The organism is Frankia tisae, from assembly GCF_025403405.1.
Lineage (GTDB): Bacteria > Actinomycetota > Actinomycetes > Frankiales > Frankiaceae > Frankia > Frankia tisai.
Genome location: NZ_JANEZT010000098.1, coordinates 1 through 18,229, shown reverse-complemented (window position 1 = coordinate 18,229; position 18,229 = coordinate 1). Strand labels below are relative to the sequence as shown.

Below are 18,229 nucleotides of genomic sequence, written 5' to 3'. Positions count from 1 at the left end.
AGCTAGACCTCCCGCGGACAGGAGATCTCCCATGACCGTTCTCACCGCGCCGACGGACGTCGACGCCGCATTGGACGTCGTTGCGCTGACCGGCACCATCGGTGCCGAGATCCACGGCGTCGACATCTCCGCCCCGCTGTCCACCGAAGTCGTCGGGGCGATCCGGGCGGCCCTGCTGCGCTACGGCGTCGTGTTCTTCGTCGACCAGGACATCGACGTCGACGGGCAGCTCGCGTTCGCCCGGCAGTTCGGCGAGGTCACCCCGCGGGCCAGCTCCGCCGAACCGCCGCTCGACCAGGATCACCCCAGCGTGCTGGAGTTCGACAGCCGGCGGGAGGGCGGGAAAGTCGGGATGTTGCACTTCGACCAGACCTTCACCGAACGGCCGTCGGCGGCGTCGGTGTTCCGCCCGGTCATCCTGCCGGCCGGCGGTGGCGGCGACACGCACTTCGCCCACGGCCAGGTCGCCTACGAGCGGCTCAGCGCGCCGATCCGGGAGCTCGCCGACCGGCTCGTCGTCGTCCAGACCACCGCCTCACCGGAGCTGCGCCGCCTGTTCCAGAAGTACGGGCCGGGCGAATGGGAAGGTCAGACGCTCGTCGGCAACGAGACGGTCGAGCAGCCCGTCGTGCGCATCCACCCCGAGACCGGTCGCAGGGGCCTGTTCGGACTGCACGGCCGGATCAAGGGGTTCGCGCCGCACGAGAGTGATGCGCTGCTGTCCTTCCTCTACGCGCACACCATTCGGCCCGAGCACGTCGTCCGGTACCGGTGGACCCCCGGGTCGGTCGGTTTCTGGGACAACCGTGCCGTTCTGCACGGGGCGGTGCTCGACTACGGCGACGAGACCCGGGTCGCCCACCGGGTGGCGCTGCGGGGCGACCGGCCGTACGGCCCGGCGCTGCCGAAGACCGACTGAGCGTCGGCGTCGGCGTCGGCGTCGGCGGAACTGTCCCCCCCGCCGAGCCGGCCCGGTCCCACGGCATCGTCCGTTCACCGAATCCCGAACCCCCCGGTCTGGAGGCCGTCGTGAGCCCCGCACCTCGCGCAAGCGCCGCATCCGCCCGTCCCCGCGCCAGCTCCGCCACCGTCCCCGGAGTCGACATCCGGCCGCTGACCCCGGCGATCGGGGCCGAGATCCGGGGCGTCGACCTGCACGGCCCGCTGTCGCCGGACCAGGTCGACACCATCCGCCAGGCGATGTACCGCCACCACGTCGTGTTCTTCCCGGACGCCGTCGTCGACGCCACCGAGCAGGTCGCGTTCGCCCGCCATTTCGGCGAGCCGACGGAGGCGCACTGCGTGTACCCGCCGCTGGACGACGAGCATCCGGAGGTGTTCTCCGGGGCGGCCGCCTACGCGAGGTACAAGCCGAGCCGCGACGTCCGCCCGACCCGCTGGCACACCGACCTGTCCTACCTGGAACGGCCACCGGCGGTGACCGTGCTCAACCTGGTGACGCTGCCCCCGCTCGGCGGCGACACCTTCTTCGCCTCGGCGGCGGCGGCGTACGACGCGCTGAGCGCGCCGCTGCGACGGTTCGTCGACGACCTGGTCGCCATCCACGACGGCGACACGGTCGGCGCGATGACGACGTACCTGCACGACAACGGCCCCGGCCACTGGGAAGGCCGGGAGATCGTCGGCTTCGACCCGGTGGAACACCCGGTGGTACGGGTGCATCCGGAGACCGGCCGCCGGGCCCTGTTCGTCAGCCCGGCCGAGACGGTGCGCGTCAAGGACCTGTCCTGGAGCGAGAGCGACGCCGTGCTGAACTTCCTGTTCCGCCACATCACCCGCCCGGAGCACACCGTCCGCTACCGGTGGCCGCGCGCGGGCGGGCTGTGCATCTGGGACAACACCGGCGTGCTGCACGGCATCGCCACCGACTTCGGCTCGGCGCCCCGCTCGAGCCTGCGCGTGATGCTGCGCGGCCCACGCCCGGTCGGCCCGGGTGCGGCGGGCAAGGAGGTGGCGGGCAAGGAAGCGGCGGGCAAGGAAGCGGCCGGCCAGAGTGTCGCCGGCCGGGAAGTCCCGTCCGTCTGATCCTCGATGCGTCGAGGACGTGACCCGTCGAGAAGGCAGTCATGACCATCATCAGCGAGAACCCTGTCGAGATCGAACCGTTGGGCCCGGCGCTGGGTGCGACGGTCCGCGGGATCGACCTCTCCCGCCGGCTCGACGACACGGACGCGCGTGCCCTGCGCGCCGCGTGGCTTCGGCACGGGCTGCTGGTCCTCCCCGACCAGCGGATCGGGGCGGACGAGCTCGTCGCCTTCGGGCAGGCGTTCGGCCGCCCGCTGCCGGTCGGCCCGGCGGAGCTCCCTCTGGACGCAGCCCATCCGGAGATCCTCGCGCTGGACCACCGCCGCGACCTGTGGAGCGTGGCCAGCACCGAGATCGGATGGCACCGGGAGGGCGCGTCGGGGCTGTCCGTCCCGGCCGGGGTACTCGCCCGGCCGGTCGCCCTGCCCGACGTCGGCGGGGACACCCTGTTCGCCTCCGCGCAGGCCGCCTACGACCGGTTGAGCGACCCGGTCCGCACCCTCGTCGACGATCTCCGCGTGGTTCATCCGGCCGGTCTCGGCCGGCTGGCCTGGGAGCCCGCCGCCCGGCCCGGGGACGCCCCGGCCGAACATCCCGTTGTCCAGGTCCATCCGGAGACCGGGCGCCGCTGGCTGTTCGTGGCCCCGGGAGCGCGGATCGTCGATCTCGCGCCGCACGAGTCCGACGAGATCGTGGCCCTCCTCGTCGAGGAGATCACCCGGCCGGAGCACGTCCTGCGCCACCGGTGGGAACCCGGCACCGTCCTGGTCTGGGACAACCGCTGGGTGCTGCACCAGAACCTCCTCGACTACGGGCAGCAGACCCGGATCGTGCACCAGGTCGTCGTGGAGGACGGGCCATGGAGTCTCTGACCTCGCCGGTCGCGGCGGCGACGGCCGAGGCGCCGCCGGCGCCGGACGGTCCCCAGGCCGCCGCCCGACCTCGCCGTTCCGGCCCGACCGTCGAGGTCACGGGCTCGCCGGAGGCGAACAACCGGGAATGGGTCCGCTGGGTGCGCCGCGTCCTGGCCCTCGTCGTCATCGTCGTCGGCTGGCAGATCGGCTGCTCCACCGGGCTCATCGAACGCCATCAGATGTCCTCGCCTGCGACCGTTGTCCGCACGATCTGGGACATGACCCGCTCCGGGGAACTACCCGACGCGATCGGCATCTCCCTGGAACGAGCCGCGAAGGGATTCGCGCTCGGCATCGTCACCGGGGTGGTCGTGGCGGTGATCGCCGGCCTGTGGCGGGCCGGCGAGGATCTCCTCGACACTCCGATCCAGGTGCTGCGAACCCTGCCGTGGCTTGCGCTCATCCCGCTGTTCATCATGTGGTTCGGTATCGGCGAGACACCGAAGATCCTGCTCATCGCGATCGGCGTCTTCTTCCCGATCTATCTGAACGTCTTCGCGGGCATCCGCAACGTCGATCTCCGGCTGGTCGAGGCGGCCCGCACCTTCGGCGCCACCAGGCGTCAGCTCATCGTCGACGTCGTCCTGCCGGGAGCAATCCCGCAGTTCCTCGTCGGCCTGCGGCTGGCCCTGTCGGTCTCCTGGCTGAGCCTGGTCATCGCCGAAACCCTGAACGCGGACTCCGGCATCGGATACCTCATGAACCGGGCCCGGGAAATGCTCCAGACCGATGTCATCGTCGTCTGTCTGGTCGTGTACGGAGCACTCGGGCTCCTCTTCGACGTGCTCGTCCGACTCCTGGAGAGGAGGTCCTTCCGATGGCGACGAGGCTTCACCGGGAACTAGCCGACCGGACCGCCGGCCCCGACTCCTTGGCGTTGCAGGTCCGCGGCCTCGGGCGGGCCTTCGACGGCCGTAGCGTGCTGCGCGGGGTCGACCTCGACGTGCGGCCGGGCGAGTTCGTCGCCCTGCTCGGGGCGAGCGGATCCGGAAAGACGACCCTGCTGCGCATCCTCGGCGGTCTGGACATCGGTTTCAGCGGCACGATCCGGGTGCCCACCGCCCGTTCGGTGGTCTTCCAGGAGCCGCGGCTGCTGCCCTGGAAGCGGGTGTGGAAGAACGTCGCGTTCGGCCTGCGGGACTCCGACGCCCGCGCGAAGGCACGCGCCGCCCTCGACGAGGTCGGGCTGCGCCAGCACGCCGACGTCTTTCCCGCGACGCTGTCGGGCGGGGAATCCCAGCGGGTGGCGCTGGCCAGAGCGCTGGTCCGAGCCCCGGACCTGCTTCTGCTCGACGAGCCGTTCGCGTCGCTCGACGCGCTCACCCGCATCCGTATGCACGCCCTGGTCGCCGAGCTCTGGGCGCGGCATGACCCGGCGGTCGTGCTCGTGACCCACGATGTCGACGAGGCTGTGCTGCTCGCGGACCGCGCGGTGGTACTCATCGACGGGCACCTGGAAACCGAGGTGGACATCAACCTGGCCCGGCCGCGCCACCGCGGTACCCCGGGGTTCGCCGCGATCCGCCAGCTCCTGCTCGCCCACCTGGGCGTTGACGCGGACCACGACAGCCCGCCCGATCCACCGGGACCACCGGATCCCCACCAGAACTGACCCTCACCACCGGCCCCGGCCGACTCCCGGCGAGGTCACTCGCTGCTGAGGGACTTCGGCCGCGACGCCCAGCCGAAGTGGAGAGCATGGCGGCGCAAGCAGCTGTTTGAAGGCACAACACCCACCGAATTCCACGATCTCGTCGAGGCATGCTGCAACCTCGCGGATCCAGATCGCCGTGGTCCTCGACGTGCGCGGTGGCCCGTTCGGACTGCTCGACGACGCGGGGAGGGACCGGCAGGTCGCCGGATGGGCCCGGGTGCCCACCCGGTTACGGTTCTCTCGGCGATGGGTGGGGCCTCGGGCCGGGTGTCGAAGACGACGAGGATTCCGCGGCCGAACCTGGCGAGGTGGCGGCGGACCGGCGAGATCGCGCTCACGCCGGCGGAGGCGGACGCGCGCCGGACGGGTGTGATCTGCGTCGGACTCGTGCGACACGTGGAGATCGGCGCCGGGCTCGGAGGACTGCTCTCGTAGTGTGCACAACAGTCACTTTCAGTGATTGTTCGTGTGCTGATGAGGTTGGATGGTCTGCATGCTGGTCCATCTGGCGACGGAGAGGAGCAGTGTCATCATGGTCAGTCATGGCGGGGATGTCGTTCTGGTGACAGGGGCGACGGGTCATCAGGGTGGTGCCGCCGCACTGCGGCTGCTCGCCGACGGCTGGGCGGTGCGGGCGCTGACGCGCGATCCCGCGGGTGCGGCGGCCCGCCGACTCGCCGACCACGGTGCGGAGATCGTGGTCGGCGACCTGGACGACCCGCAGTCTCTGGACGCGGCGGCCAAGGGCGTCCACGGGGTGTTCAGCGTGCAACGGGGGGCGCTCGGTCATCCGCCCGTGTCGTTCGCGGACGAGGTCGCCTGGGGTCGCAACGTGGCCGACGCGGCGGTGCGGGCCGGTGTCCGCCACGTGGTCCACGCCTCGGCGGCGGGGGTGGGGCCGGCGGCTCCGCGGGCGCTGGCGAGCAAGTGGGAGATCGAGGAGCACCTGCGTGGCAGCGGGCTGCCGGTGACGATCCTGCGGCCGGTGTCGTTCATGGAGAACTACGCCTCGCCGGCCTTCGGCGTGCAGACCGGTACGCTGGCGAGCCCGATTGCGCCGGACGTCGCCGAGCAGCTCGTCGCCCTCGACGACATCGGCGCGTTCGTCGCGCTCGCCTTCGCCGATCCCGCGCGGTTCGCGGGACGGACCCTCGCGATCGCCGGCGACGAGCTGCGTCCCGCCGAGACGGCGCGGGCCCTGAGCCGGGCCACCGGCCGCGACATCGCCCACGTGCAGCTGCCCGTCGACGCCGTCCGCGCGGTGAACGAGGACTTCGCCGACGCGGTGGCCTTCGTCAACGAGCGCGGCGGCTACGGTGCCGACATCGCGCACGCGCGGGCGCTGCACCCGGGGCTGATGACCTTCGAGACCTGGCTGGAGCGCCGGGGTACCGCGCTGCTGGCCGCCCTGTTCGCGTGACGGCCCTGTTCGCGTGTACGAGGCGCTGGGTTTCCGTCCGCGGCGCACACTCGCCTTTCTCTCTCGTGCGCGTGCCGCCCGTCGTCTGGCGGGCCTCCACCTCGTCGTCTGACGGGCCGGACGTCGGCTTAGGTCGACGTTAGCCGGCGCGGCGACGATGACGTCCGTTCCGGAAACAGCACAACAGCTGGAGGTAACCGGTGGCGGACGCTTCGGACGTGCACATTCTCGCGGTGGGGACCGCCCTGCCGGGGGCGCCGGTGGACAACCCGACGCTCGCCGCCCGGCTTGGCCTGGACACGTACTGGGAACAGTGGATCGACCACTTCGTGGGGACCGACACCCGCCACATGTCCGTCGACCTGGACAGCGGTGAGGTGCTGTCCACGCTGGCCGACCTGGGGGAGACCGCGGCCCGCCGCGCCCTGGCGGCGGCAGGACGGGGGTCGGACGCCATCGACCTGATCGTGATGGGCACGGCCACCCCGGACAAGCTGATGCCCACGACCGTCAACGTCGTCGCCGACCGGCTCGGAGTCGACGGGGTCCCGACCTTCCAGCTCCAGTCCGGCTGCACCGGGGCGTTCCAGGCCCTCGAGGTCGCGTCCCGGCTGCTGGTCGCGGGCGGCCCCCGCACGGCGCTGGTCCTCGGCGGCGACGTCGGCACCAAGGTCTTCGACTACGGGGTGGACTTCTCCCGGCTGCCACCCCGCGAACTGATCAACTACATGCTGTTCGGTGACGGCGCGGGCGCGGCAGTGCTGAGCGTCACTCCCACCCCGGCGGCGGTGACGATCCGGCAGGTGAGCACCCGCCTCACCGGTCTCGGCCGGGCGCCGGGCCAGTCGCTGGACTGGTTCGGGGCGCGCCCGCCTGGCCCGGACTCGCCGACCGTCGCCGAGGACTACAAGGCCATCGAGGAACTGGTCCCGGTGATGAGCGAGGAGATCCTCGCCGAGCTGCTGGCGGACGTCGGCTGGAAGCCGGGCGAGGTCGACTACGTGCTGCCGCCGCAGCTGTCGGGACGGATGACGACCCAGATCATGCAGCGGCTCACGCTGCCCGACGCGCAGGAGGTCAGCTGTGTGCGCCGGACCGGCAACACCGGCAACGCCACCCCGTTCTTCCAGCTCGAACGGATCCTCGGGCAGATGACGAGCGGCGACCGGGCGGTCGGCGTCTCGGTCGAGTCCTCCAAGTGGATCCGCGCCGGTTTCGCGGTGGAGAAGGTATGAGCACCCTGCTGGAGCTGCACCGCGGCGGTGACCTCGCCGCCCGCTACCCGCTGGTTCCACGCCTACTGGCCGAACTCGGACCGGACGAGCTGGCCCAGGCGGGCGCGCTGCTGGCCCGTGTCCCGGCGGCCGAGGTGCGCAGGCACCACCCGACGGTCCCGGTGGTGAAGGTCGCGATCACCGGGCACGGCACCCTCTCGCCGCTCGTCGCGCCGCTCACCGCGGAGCTGGCCCGCCACGGCCTGGTCCTCGATCCCGTCGTCTCCCCGTTCGACAGCTACGTGTTCGACCTGACCGACCCGGGCAGCGCGCTGTACGCGGCCGGCGCGGACCTCGTCCTGTGTGTGCTGGATCCGATGATCATCATCGACGAGCTGCCCGTCCCGTGGACGCTCGCCGACCTGGAGAAGATCGTCGACGAGAAGGTCCGGCTGCTGACCGGGCTCGCCGACCGGTTCCAGGCGACGAGCCGGGGAACCCTGGTGCTCAACACCCTGCCGCTGCCCCGGCTGCTCGCCGGGCAGCTCGTCGACTACCGTTCCCGGGCCGCACTGGGCGCGCTCTGGCGGCGCGCGGCCACGGCCCTGCTCGGGCTGGCCGACGACCGCCCGGCCGTCGTCGTGCTGGATCTTGACCCGATCCTCGCGGACGGGACGGCGGCACACGACCCGCGGCTGAGCGTCTATGCGAAGGCGTACCTGGCTCCGGGCCTGCTCGCCGCCTACGCCCGGGAGGTCGGCCACCTGGCCCGCCTGGTCGCCGGGCAGACCCGCAAGTGCCTGGTGCTCGATCTCGACGGGACGGTCTGGGGCGGAATCCTCGGCGAGGACGGCCCGGACGGCGTCGAGGTCGCTGACACCTACCGCGGGGAGGCGTTCCGTGCCTTTCAGAAGGTGGCTCGCCAGCTCGGCTCGCAGGGGGTCCTGCTGGCCGTGGTGAGCAAGAACGACCCCGAGCCGGTCCGCCGCATCCTGGCCGAGCACCCCGGACTGACACTGCGCGCGGAGGACTTCGCCGGCGTCACCGCGAACTGGCGGCCCAAGCACGAGAACCTGCTGGAGACGGCCCGCCGGCTCAACCTCGGCACGTCGAGCCTCGTGTTCGCCGACGACAGCCCCTACGAGCGTGCGCTGGTGCGCCGCGAGCTGCCCGAGATCGCGGTGGTCGACCTCGACGACGAGCCGGCGTCGCACGTGGAACGGCTGCTGGCCGACGGCTGGTTCAACGTCCGGGAGGTCACCGCGGACGACCGAGCCCGGCCGTCGCGCTACCGCGAGGACGTCGCCCGTGGGGACTTCCTGGACACCTTCGACTCGATCGAGGACTACCTGCGCGAGCTGGGCGTCGCCGTCCGGCTGGAGGCCGCGCGGGCGTCCCAGGCCGGACGGCTGTCGCAGCTCACGCTGCGGACCAACCAGTTCAACCTGACCACCCGGCGCCTGCAGCCGCCGGCGGTCCAGGAGCTGCTCGACGACCCCGCCGCGCTGGTCCTGGCGATCCACTCCGCGGACCGCTTCGGCGACAACGGCCTGGTCGGCGCGATCCTCGCCCGGCGCGACGGGCTCGACGGGCCGGACGGCGCGATCCTGCGGATCGACAACTTCCTGCTCAGCTGCCGGGTGTTCTCCCGCGGTATCGAACACGCCTGCCTGGCGGCCCTGCTGCACCACGCCCGCGACACCGGCGCCCGCCAGGTGCTCGGCACGTACGCGCCGACCGCGAAGAACGGCATCGTCCGCGACCTCTACCCCCGCTACGGCTTCACCGCCGACCCCGCCGATCCCGACGCCGAGGCGCCTGGCGGGGCCGGCGGGACGACCTTCCGGCACGACCTGAACCACATCGTCGCCGCTCCAGCGCACGTCGCACTGACCACCATCTTCCCGGGAGAGCATGAATGATCAACTCGACGGAATTCGCCGGTCTGGTCAGGGACGAGCTCGGGCTGCCCCTGGCGGAGGAGGAGCTCGGGTCCACGTTCGACGAGCTGCCCGGCTGGGACTCGGTGTACCTGCTGCGGCTGCTGACGGTCCTCGAGCGGGAGACCGGCGCCCGGGTCTCGCTGCCGGACGTCCTCGAGGCGCGCAGCCTCGCGGAGGTCTACACGCTAGCGGTGCAGGCGTGAGCGTGACGGTGGAGCCGCTGGCCCACGCGCGCCGCCACACCCTCTACTTCCTCGACCAGATCCGGCCCTTCTCGCCGGTGTTCCTGGACACCGAGGTCGACATGACCCAGGTGCTGGCGCACCGGGCCGCCCGCCGGGAACACACCGGGCGGCGGCTGTCCCTGGTGACGTACATCGTCGCCGCCGGCGGGCGCGCGTTGGCTGCGCACCCCGAGGCCAACGCGTCGATCCGCGGCTGGCTGCGCCCGGTGGTCGCCCGCCACCCGCAGGTCAACGGCAAGGTCACCTTCGACCGGACCATGGGCGGCCGGCGGGTCGTGCTCGCCACCGTCGTCCCGGACATCGCCGCCGGCGACCTCGACGCGATCCAGGACCGCATCGAGCAGTTCCGCGGCCTCGACCCCGACACCGCCCCGGCGCTCGCCCCGATCCGGAAGCTGCAGAGGTTGCCGGTGCCGCTCGGCCGGCTGCTGGCCTGGCGCGTCGCCCGGCCGCTGGAACGGCGCGCGTCGCTGCTCGGGACGTTCGCGGTGACCTCGCTGGGCCATCGCCCGGTGGACGGCTTCCACTCCGTCGGCGGGACGACGGTGACACTCGGCGTCGGCCGGGTACTGGACCGCCCGGTGGCCCGCGACGGCCGGGTCGAGATCGCCCCGGTGCTGCGGCTCAGCCTGGCGTTCGACCACCGCGTGATCGACGGCGCCGAGGCCGCGGACGTGCTCGCCGAGATCCGCCGCGTCCTGGAGGAGCCCTGGCCGCAGCCCACCGCCGAGAGCCCGGCTGCGCAGCTCGACGACATCCGGCCGGCCGTTCGCGAGACCGTCGGGGGGCAGGCGTGAACGATGTCGCCGAGCTCAAGCAGTTCGGGTACGTGCACACCCAGACTCAGGGCATCCCGGTTGCCGAGTTCGAGCGGCTGCGCGACCGGATCGTCTCCGACGCGGGCGACGCCCCCGGGTCCTGGGTGCACGAGTGGTCACACGAGGCGGCGGAGCGTGACCGGGCCGGCCGGGTCGACGAGGCCTGGCGCTACCACGCGATGGCGCGTTTCCCCTTCCCGGACGGGGCGCCGCGGCGCGTCGCGCATGGACACTGCGTCGACGCGTTCGCCCGCTCGGCCACCGGGAGCGCTCTGGAACGCCTCGACGTCGAGACCCCGGAGGGTCGGATCCGCGGCTGGGCCGCCGGCCTGTCCGCGGCGGAACCGAAGCCGCTGCTGGTGATCCTCGGCGGGATCGTCGCCGCCAAGGAGCAGTACGCGCCGATGCTGCGGATCGCCGCCGGGCTCGACATGGCCGGGATCGTCACCGAGATGCCCGGCGTCGGCGAGAACACCGTCCCGTACACGGCGAAGAGCTGGCAGACACTGTCCCACCTGCTGGACGCGGTGGGCGACCGGGCGCAAGTGTCCCGCACCGTCGCGATGGCGCTGAGTTTCAGCGGGCACCTGGCGCTGCGCTGCGCCGTCAACGACAGTCGCCTCGTGGGCGTCGTCACCGCCGCGGCGCCGATCTCCGACTTCTTCACCGACGTGCAGTGGCAGCGTGGCCTGCCCCGGATCACCGTCGACACCCTCGCCCACCTGACCGGGGTGGGCGCCGACCGGCTCGGCGGGCACATCCGAGACTGGGCGCTGTCGGCCGACGAGCTGACCGCCCTCGCGGTGCCGCTCTACTACATGGCCAGCGAACGCGACGAGATCATCCCGCCGGGGGAACTCGGCCAGCTGCGGCGGTCCGTCCGGGAGCTGCACGTCCTGAGCCACGACGACGAACACGGCGCTCCGCGGCATCTCGAGGAGACCCAGCGGTGGGTCGCCGCGGCAATCCACACCCTGCGCGGTTGACAGCACCCTTTCCGTCACCGCGGGCGTAAGTGTGGGATTAGCGGCCGCATGGATAGTGGTTCGACGCTCACGTGTGATCCAACATGCTGGAGATGCCACGATGACCGAAGCGCAGGCGGTGTCCGCCCCGACACCCGAACAGCCGACGCCCGCACCGCCGACCTTCCCAATGCCCCGTGCCTGCCCGTTCGCGCCGCCCGCGGCCTACGCCGAGCTCGGGGAGAAGGGCCCCCTCACCCCGGTGGTCGACGTGGAGGGCACGGCGGCCTGGCTGACCACCCGGCACGACGTGGCCCGCGATCTGCTGGCGCACCCGAAGGCCAGCAAGAACCTGCTCCGGCCGGGATTCCCCGCCCTCTTCCCCGGTGCGGCGGCGCTCGCGGGGGAGATCAAGGGCTTCCTGATCTGGATGGACCCTCCGGAGCACACGCTCTACCGGCACATGCTCGCCGGGGAGTTCACCATGCGGCGGGTGCAGGCCATGCGCCCGCAGATCGAGAAGATCGTGGACGACGGCATCACCCGGCTGCTCGACGGTCCCCGCCCGGTCGACCTGGTGCACGAGTTCGCGCTCCCGACCGCGTCGTTGCTGATCTCGGAGCTGCTCGGCGTCCCCTACTCCGAGCGGGACCTCTTCCAGCACGCCACCGGCGCGATCCTCAGCCACGAGAGCACCCAGGAGCAGCGCAAGACCGCGTTCGCGCAGGTCCGCGGCCTGCTCAGCCGCGTCATCGCCGAACGTACCGAGAACCTTGGCGACGACCTGCTGAGCACCCTGATCCGGAAGTACCGCGAGGCGGACGTGTTCGACCACGACCACCTCGTCGGGATGGCCGTGATGCTGCTGGGTGCCGGGCACGAGACCACCGCGAACATGATCGCTGTGGGCACGCTCGGGCTGCTCCAGCACCCCGAGGCCCTCGCCGAGTTCAGGGCCGACCCGTCCCTCAGCCCGCGGGTCGTCGACGAGCTGCTGCGCTACTTCAGCATCGGCGACCACGTGACGTGCCGGGTGGCGACCGAGGACATCGAGGTCCACGGCGTGCACATCCCCGCCGGGTCCGGGCTGATCGCGCCGAACGCGGCCGCCAACCGGGACCCCGAGGTGTTCCCGAACCCGGACGCGTTCGACATCCACCGCAACTCGCGATCGCATCTGGCGTTCGGCTTCGGAATCCACCAGTGCCTCGGGCAGCACCTCGCCCGGCTGGAGCTGGAGATCGTCTTCACCGAGCTGTTCCGCCGCATACCCGACCTGCGCCTCGACAGTGAGGTCGCGGACCTGCAGTTCAAGGACCAGGCGCTGTTCTACGGCCTGCACCGGCTGCCGGTCACGTGGTGACACCGGCGGAGCGGGCGGGGGAGCCGACGATGCGGGTCATCGTCGACCACGACCTGTGCGTCGGTGCCGGCCAGTGTGTGCGCGCGGCGCCCGAGGTGTTCGAGCAGAGCGATCTGGATGGGAAGTCGCAGGTACTGCAGCCGGTTCCCGACTGGAAGTACCAGGCGGCCGTGCGGGAGGCCGCCGTCCGGATGTGCCCGGCCCGGGCGATAAGCGTGGTGGGCTGACGCCTTCGACCGTCCTTTTACCGGCGGTATTCCCGGCCGCCTGACGGCCGTATAAGGAGGAGATTAGCGGCCGGTTGGACAATGAATTCACGGAACCTGGGCGGTACGTTCCCGGCGCCGGCATCGGCCGGTGGGCGTACCGCCCGATCCGTGTACCCACAGGGCGGTCGGAAGACCGCCGGCCGGAGGGAGAAGTGCCGTGAGCCAGCAGGTCCAGGAAATCGAGGCCTTCATCATCGACATCGTGGCGCAGCGTCTCGAAGTTCCCGTCGAGGAACTCTCGTCCGACGCCGCCCTCGCCAGTTTCGGCATCGATTCGTTCGGCGCCGTGGAGATCGCCGTCGCGCTGAAGAACACCTACGACGTGCTGTTCGTCGCCGGTGAGATCGGCGTCGACTTCACGATCACCGACATTGCGGCGCTGGCGTTGGCGAAGCTCGCGGAGCCGGTCGACGCCGGCACGTGACGCACGGCCACACGCGACATGGCCCACGCGACATGGCCACACGATTCACAGGCACACGACGGACGGACGGTGGGCGACGATGAAGGTGATCGGATTCCCGGGGCAGGGTACCCAGAAGGCGGGGATGGGCGCAGACCTCTTTCCGGACTTTGGTGAGCTGGTGGCCGCCGCCGACGCGGTGCTGGGGTACTCCGTCGTCGAGCTGTGCGTCGAGAACCCGGACGGCGCTCTGCTGCTCACCCGGCACGCGCAGCCGGCCCTGTACGTCGTCGAGGCGCTGGCCTACCTGCGGCACCGGCAGGGCGACCCGACGCCCCCGGACTACCTGCTCGGCCACAGCATCGGCGAGTTCGCCGCACTGTTCGCCGCCGGCGTCTTCGACTTCGTCACCGGACTGCGCCTCGTCGCCCGCCGTGGCGAGCTGATGAGCCGGTGCACCGGCGGGACGATGGCCGCCGTCCTCGGCCTGGCCGCCGACGAGGTCGACGACCTGCTCGCCCGCCTCGGCCTGGGGGAGCTGGACGTGGCGCTGTACAACGCTCCCGGGCAGATCGTGCTCGCCGGCCCGGCCGAGGCCGTCGACAGGCTGCTGCGGGAGACCGCCGGCACCGCGGTCCGTGCCGTCCGGCTCAAGGTGAGTGGCCCGTTCCACTCCCGTTACATGAAATCCGCCGCCGTCGAGTTCGAGCGGTACGCGCGGGAGTTCGACCTGGCGCCGCCGGAGATCCCGGTCATCGCGAACGTGACGGCCCGCCCGCACGTTCCCGGCGAGATCGCGCACACCCTTGCCCGGCAGATCTGCGAGCCCGTCCAGTGGGAGCGCAGCATTCGCCTCCTGCTGGCAGCCGGTGAGGTGGACCTGGTCGAGCTGGGTCCTGGGACAACGTTGGCGGGAATGGTCGACAGGATCCGCGGGAAGCGGCTGCACGCCGTCGCGTGAACCGGACCGTCCGGACGAGGAATTCCACCGTCCGGAAACTCCTACCGTTTGGGAGAACGATGTGAAGCAGGAACCGTCCCGGCTCCTCGCGGTGGTGGGTATGGCTGGCCGCTTTCCCGGCGCGCCTGACGTCGACAGTTTCTGGCGGTTGCTCGTCGACCGGGGCGACGCGATCCGTCCGGTGCCGGCCGACCGTTGGGACCGTACCGCCCAGCTGGACCCGGAGAAGGTGATCCAGGATGTCGGCGGTTTCCTCGACGACGTCGGCGACTTCGACGCGACGTTTTTCGGCATCTCGCCGCGGGAGGCCGTCGCGATCGACCCGCAGCACCGGCTGATGCTGGAGACGGCCTGGCGGACGCTGGAGGACGCGGGGACCCGGGCCGCGAGTCTCGCCGGCACCCGCACCGGCGTGTACATCGGCTCGTCCTGGCACGACTACGAGCTGCTGCGCAAGGACCGTGGCGCGGCCCCGACCCAGCACAGCGCGTTCGGGACCGCGATGGACATGGCCGCCACCCGCGTCTCGTACTTCCTGGGACTCACCGGGCCGTCGCTGGCCGTCGAGACGGGCTGCTCGTCGTCGCTGGTGGCGTTGCACCTGGCCGGCCAGGCACTGCTGGCGGGGGAGATCGACGCCGCGCTGGTCGGGGGCGTGAACCTGATCCTCTCCCCGGAGGGTTCGGTCGGCCTGACCCACTTCGGCGGCCTGTCGCCGACCGGCCGGTGCCAGGCGTTCGCCGCCACCGCCGACGGTTTCGTCCGCGGCGAGGGCGTCGCGGCAGTGTACGTGAAGACACTGGCCCGGGCGCTCGCTGACGGCGACCGGATCCGCGGCGTCATCGCCCGCACTGCGGTGAACAACGACGGCGGCGGCGAGAGCCTGGTGACGCCGAACCCGAGCGGGCAGGAGGACCTGCTGCGCACGGTCTATGAGGACTCGGACATCCCCCTCGACCAGGTCGCCTACGTCGAGGCGCACGGCACCGGAACGGGCCGCGGCGACCCCGTCGAGGCGGGCGCCATCGGGCGCGCGCTCGGCGTGCGGCGCTCCCCGGACGCCGGCCCGCTACCGATCGGGTCGGTCAAGACCAACATCGGCCATCTCGAGCCGGCGGCCGGCATGGCCGGGCTGGTCAAGGCGCTGCTCGCGCTGGAGCACCGGGTCGTCCCGCCGAGCCTGTTCGCCGACAACCCCCACCCCGGGATCCCCTTCGGCGAGCTGAACCTGCGCCTCACCGGCGAGCCGGTCCAGCTCCCCGCGGACGCCCCCGTCTTTCTCGGCGTGAACTCGTTCGGCTGGGGCGGCACGAACGCCCACGTGGTGATCACCGACCCGCCGCCCGCGGCCCACGTCCCGGCGTCCCCCGCGGCGCAAACGCCCGCGGCGCAAACGCCCGTGCTGCTGGCGCTGTCGGCGCAGACCGACGCGGCGCTCACCGCCCGGGCCCACGACGTCCGCGCCACGCTGGCACCCGCCCCGGCTGACGGCGGTGCGTCGGTTGACAGCGGTGCCCCGGCCGACGGTGGTGGCACGGTGGGGCTGCCGGCGCTGGCGGGGACGCTGGCCTGGCGGCGCGACCAGTTCGCGTCGCGGCTGGCGGTCCTCGCCACCACCGCGGCCGGCGCCGCCGCGGCCCTGGACCGGTTCGCCGCCGGCGACACCCAGGACGACCCCGACCTGCTCGTCGGCAAGGCGCGGGCCGCGGGCCGGACCGCGTTCGTGTTCCCCGGGCAGGGCTCCCAGTGGGCGGCCATGGGACGCGACCTGCTCGCCACCGACCCGACGTTCGCCGCGACCGTCGACCGGTGCGCCGCGGCGCTGCGCCCGCACGTCGACTGGGACCTGCGGGAGCTGCTCGCCGGAGCCGCCGGCGACGAGTGGCTGGCCCGGGTCGACCAGATCCAGCCGGCGCTGTGGGCGGTGTCGGTCGCCCTCGCCGAGGTCTGGCGTGCGGCCGGCGTCGAACCCGACGTCGTCATCGGCCACAGCCAGGGCGAGGTTGGCGCGGCCACCGTCGCCGGGATCCTCAGCTACGACGACGCTGCGCTGATCGTCGCCCGCCGCGCCGCGATCGTGCGGCGCACCTCGGGCCGCGGCCACATGCTCGCCGTCGACCTGGACGTCGACGCGGCGCGGGTGGCCCTGGAGGGTTTCGAGGAGGTCGTCGCGCTCGCCGTGAACAACGGGCCGCGCTCGTGCGTCCTGTCCGGTGACGGCGAGTCCGTGCTCGTGCTGAAGGAACTGCTGGAGGCCGACGGCACATTCTGCCGCCTGGTCAACGTCGACTACGCCTCGCACAGCCCGCAGATGGACGAGCTGCGCGAGGACCTGCTCGCCGCGCTCGCCCCGGTGCGCCCCCGCGCCGGCGACATCCCGCTGAAGTCGACGGTCCGGGGCACCCTGCTCGCCGGCCCCGAGCTGGACGCCGCCTACTGGGTCGACAACCTGCGCCAGCCGGTGATGTTCGCCGACGCGCTGGCGGACCTGTTCGACGAGGGCGTCACCCACGTCGTCGAGATCAGCCCGCACCCGGTGCTCGCACCGGCCGTCGAGGAGCTGGCGGGCGCGAGGCAGGACCCGCCGCAGGTCGTGACGACGCTGCGCCGCGACGAGGGCACGGCCGTCGACCTCGCACACGCGTTCGGCCGTGCCTACGTCGCCGGCCTCGAACCGTTCGGGCGGCTGCCGCGCGACGCGTGGGCGCCCGCCCCCGGCTACCCGTGGCAGCGCCGCACGTACTGGGTCGAGGCCGGCCGCGGCGGGCCGCGCCGCGCCGGCGCGCTCGACGTCGCCCTCACCCCGTCCGTCACCGAGAGCGACGTCTGGACGGGTGCGCTGGAGCTGGCCCGCGACGACACCCCCTGGTTCGTAGACCACCGGGTGTTCGACGCGGTGGTCCTGCCCGGCGTGGGCATGCTGGCGCTCGCGCTGGCCACCGCCCGGGCCCGCACCGGCGCGGTGCCGGGCGCGCTGACTGACGTCGAGTTCCGCAGCGACCTGACGTTCGGCGACGACGCGCTGCGCGTCAGCGTGCTGTGGCGGGACGACGTCAGCGGCGGCGGCAGCTTCGCGCTGTCGTCGCTGCCCGCGGGCGCCACCGACTGGACGACGCACGCCACCGCACGGGTGCACCACGGCGCTGCCGCGCCGGCAGGCGTCCCGTCCCTCGATGATCCGGTGTCCCCCGCCGATCCGGCGTTTCCCGGGCATCTGCTGGCCGGCGAACCCGGTGACCCGGAGGAGTTCTACGCGGTGTGCGCCGCCCGCGGCCTGAACTACGGCCCGTCGTTCCGCGGCCTGCGCCGGCTGTTCCAGTCCGGCCCCGAGACGGACGACGGGACCGGTGCCGAGGCGCTCGGTGAGGTGGTGCTGCCCGAACGCTGCCGGGCCGGTGCACGTCCCGACGAGCTGCATCCGGCGTTGTGGGACGCCGCGCTGCAGGTCGCCCTGTCCCTGACCGGGGGCGACGGCGCCGTCGTGCCGCGTTCGGTCGACCGGGTGCGGATGGTGGGGTCCCTCGCCGAGCCGCCGACCGCGCTGTGGTCGCACGCGGTGCGCCGCGACCCGACCCGTCTGGACTTCCACGTCTTCGACGCCAACCGGCGCCTGCTGCTGACGATGGAGGGCCTGCGCATGGAGGTCCTCCCCGACGCCCCTGGCGAGGTGGGCGCGGGGGAGTGGCGCGACTACCGCCTTGAGTTCACCGAACAGCCCCCGGCTGCCGACGCGGCGGAGTTGACGGCCGCGGCCGGAACCTGGGCGATCGTCGCCGGCCCGGGCCTCGGTGACACTGCCCGGGAGTTGGCCGAGGCCCTCACCGCCCGCGGCGTCACCCCGGCCCTCACCGACCTCGCCGACCCCGCCGCGCCGTGGAGCGGCGCACCGACGCAGGTCGTCGTGCTCGCCCCCGCGGCCGACGCCGGTCTCGCCGCGCAGCGCCGCGGGCTGCTCGAGCTGGCCGCGCTCGTGTCCGCCGCGGTGGAGCAGCCGACCACCCCGCGGTTCGTGAT

Annotated in this window: 17 protein-coding genes; all 17 read left to right on the top strand. The window is 72.5% G+C overall.

Translation table 11 applies throughout. From position 1 onward, the window contains the following. On the top strand, nt 1-919 hold a 919-nt coding region (locus NBZ85_RS12070; RefSeq protein ID WP_261561949.1), incomplete at its 5' end, for a TauD/TfdA dioxygenase family protein. Between the two features lie 110 nt (nt 920-1,029). Continuing rightward, nucleotides 1,030-2,046: a TauD/TfdA dioxygenase family protein gene (locus NBZ85_RS12065; RefSeq protein WP_261554901.1), complete on the top strand. Its 1,017-nt coding sequence runs from the start codon at nt 1,030-1,032 to the stop codon at nt 2,044-2,046. A 41-nt stretch (nt 2,047-2,087) separates the two neighbouring features. Beyond that, nucleotides 2,088-2,918, top strand: coding sequence for a TauD/TfdA dioxygenase family protein (locus NBZ85_RS12060; protein ID WP_261554902.1), 831 nt, complete (start codon nt 2,088-2,090; stop codon nt 2,916-2,918). Next, nucleotides 2,906-3,805 (top strand): ABC transporter permease, encoded by a 900-nt coding sequence (locus tag NBZ85_RS12055; protein ID WP_261554903.1) that lies wholly within the window; start codon nt 2,906-2,908, stop codon nt 3,803-3,805. The genes NBZ85_RS12060 and NBZ85_RS12055 overlap by 13 nt, the downstream gene beginning before the upstream one ends. Then, a complete protein-coding gene (locus NBZ85_RS12050) occupies nt 3,778-4,572 on the top strand; it encodes an ABC transporter ATP-binding protein (protein ID WP_261554904.1) in 795 nt (264 codons plus the stop codon). The genes NBZ85_RS12055 and NBZ85_RS12050 overlap by 28 nt, the downstream gene beginning before the upstream one ends. 288 nt (nt 4,573-4,860) lie before the next feature. Next, a complete protein-coding gene (locus NBZ85_RS12045) occupies nt 4,861-5,049 on the top strand; it encodes a hypothetical protein (protein WP_261561948.1) in 189 nt (62 codons plus the stop codon). 127 nt (nt 5,050-5,176) lie between these two features. Next, the gene (locus tag NBZ85_RS12040) at nt 5,177-6,034 is read left to right on the top strand and encodes an NmrA/HSCARG family protein (protein WP_261554905.1); all 858 of its coding nucleotides are present in this window, start codon (nt 5,177-5,179) and stop codon (nt 6,032-6,034) included. A gap of 200 nt (nt 6,035-6,234) precedes the next feature. Then, a complete protein-coding gene (locus tag NBZ85_RS12035; protein ID WP_261554906.1) occupies nt 6,235-7,269 on the top strand; it encodes a 3-oxoacyl-ACP synthase III family protein in 1,035 nt (344 codons plus the stop codon). Further along, the gene (locus tag NBZ85_RS12030; protein ID WP_261561947.1) at nt 7,266-9,170 is read left to right on the top strand and encodes an HAD-IIIC family phosphatase; all 1,905 of its coding nucleotides are present in this window, start codon (nt 7,266-7,268) and stop codon (nt 9,168-9,170) included. Before NBZ85_RS12035 ends, NBZ85_RS12030 begins: the two co-directional genes overlap by 4 nt. Then, entirely contained in the window at nt 9,167-9,394 is a 228-nt protein-coding gene (locus NBZ85_RS12025; protein WP_261554908.1) for an acyl carrier protein, read from the top strand. Before NBZ85_RS12030 ends, NBZ85_RS12025 begins: the two co-directional genes overlap by 4 nt. Beyond that, entirely contained in the window at nt 9,391-10,233 is an 843-nt protein-coding gene (locus tag NBZ85_RS12020; RefSeq protein WP_261554909.1) for a 2-oxo acid dehydrogenase subunit E2, read from the top strand. The genes NBZ85_RS12025 and NBZ85_RS12020 overlap by 4 nt, the downstream gene beginning before the upstream one ends. Then, a complete protein-coding gene (locus tag NBZ85_RS12015; protein ID WP_261554910.1) occupies nt 10,230-11,240 on the top strand; it encodes an alpha/beta hydrolase in 1,011 nt (336 codons plus the stop codon). Before NBZ85_RS12020 ends, NBZ85_RS12015 begins: the two co-directional genes overlap by 4 nt. 100 nt (nt 11,241-11,340) lie before the next feature. Beyond that, the gene (locus tag NBZ85_RS12010) at nt 11,341-12,582 is read left to right on the top strand and encodes a cytochrome P450 (protein WP_261554911.1); all 1,242 of its coding nucleotides are present in this window, start codon (nt 11,341-11,343) and stop codon (nt 12,580-12,582) included. 29 nt (nt 12,583-12,611) lie between these two features. Further along, on the top strand, nt 12,612-12,809 hold the full coding sequence (locus NBZ85_RS12005) for a ferredoxin (protein ID WP_261554912.1): 198 nt from the start codon (nt 12,612-12,614) through the stop codon (nt 12,807-12,809). 199 nt (nt 12,810-13,008) lie between these two features. Beyond that, the gene (locus NBZ85_RS12000) at nt 13,009-13,275 is read left to right on the top strand and encodes an acyl carrier protein (RefSeq protein ID WP_261554913.1); all 267 of its coding nucleotides are present in this window, start codon (nt 13,009-13,011) and stop codon (nt 13,273-13,275) included. Nucleotides 13,276-13,354: 79 nt separating this feature from the next. Continuing rightward, a complete protein-coding gene (gene fabD, locus NBZ85_RS11995) occupies nt 13,355-14,215 on the top strand; it encodes an ACP S-malonyltransferase (RefSeq protein ID WP_261561946.1) in 861 nt (286 codons plus the stop codon). Nucleotides 14,216-14,276: 61 nt separating this feature from the next. Next, a partial coding sequence (locus NBZ85_RS11990) for a type I polyketide synthase (protein ID WP_261561945.1) occupies nt 14,277-18,229 on the top strand: 3,953 nt, incomplete at its 3' end.

Excerpts from the sequence above, each read along its gene's own strand:
- NBZ85_RS12060 (WP_261554902.1), top strand. The coding sequence starts at position 2,088 with ATGACCATCATCAGCGAGAACCCTGTCGAGATCGAACCGTTGGGCCCG.
- NBZ85_RS12055 (WP_261554903.1), top strand. The coding sequence starts at position 2,906 with ATGGAGTCTCTGACCTCGCCGGTCGCGGCGGCGACGGCCGAGGCGCCG.
- NBZ85_RS12050 (WP_261554904.1), top strand. The coding sequence starts at position 3,778 with ATGGCGACGAGGCTTCACCGGGAACTAGCCGACCGGACCGCCGGCCCC.
- NBZ85_RS12045 (WP_261561948.1), top strand. The coding sequence starts at position 4,861 with ATGGGTGGGGCCTCGGGCCGGGTGTCGAAGACGACGAGGATTCCGCGG.
- NBZ85_RS12030 (WP_261561947.1), top strand. The coding sequence starts at position 7,266 with ATGAGCACCCTGCTGGAGCTGCACCGCGGCGGTGACCTCGCCGCCCGC.
- NBZ85_RS12025 (WP_261554908.1), top strand. The coding sequence starts at position 9,167 with ATGATCAACTCGACGGAATTCGCCGGTCTGGTCAGGGACGAGCTCGGG.
- NBZ85_RS12010 (WP_261554911.1), top strand. The coding sequence starts at position 11,341 with ATGACCGAAGCGCAGGCGGTGTCCGCCCCGACACCCGAACAGCCGACG.
- NBZ85_RS12005 (WP_261554912.1), top strand. The coding sequence starts at position 12,612 with ATGCGGGTCATCGTCGACCACGACCTGTGCGTCGGTGCCGGCCAGTGT.
- fabD (WP_261561946.1), top strand. The coding sequence starts at position 13,355 with ATGAAGGTGATCGGATTCCCGGGGCAGGGTACCCAGAAGGCGGGGATG.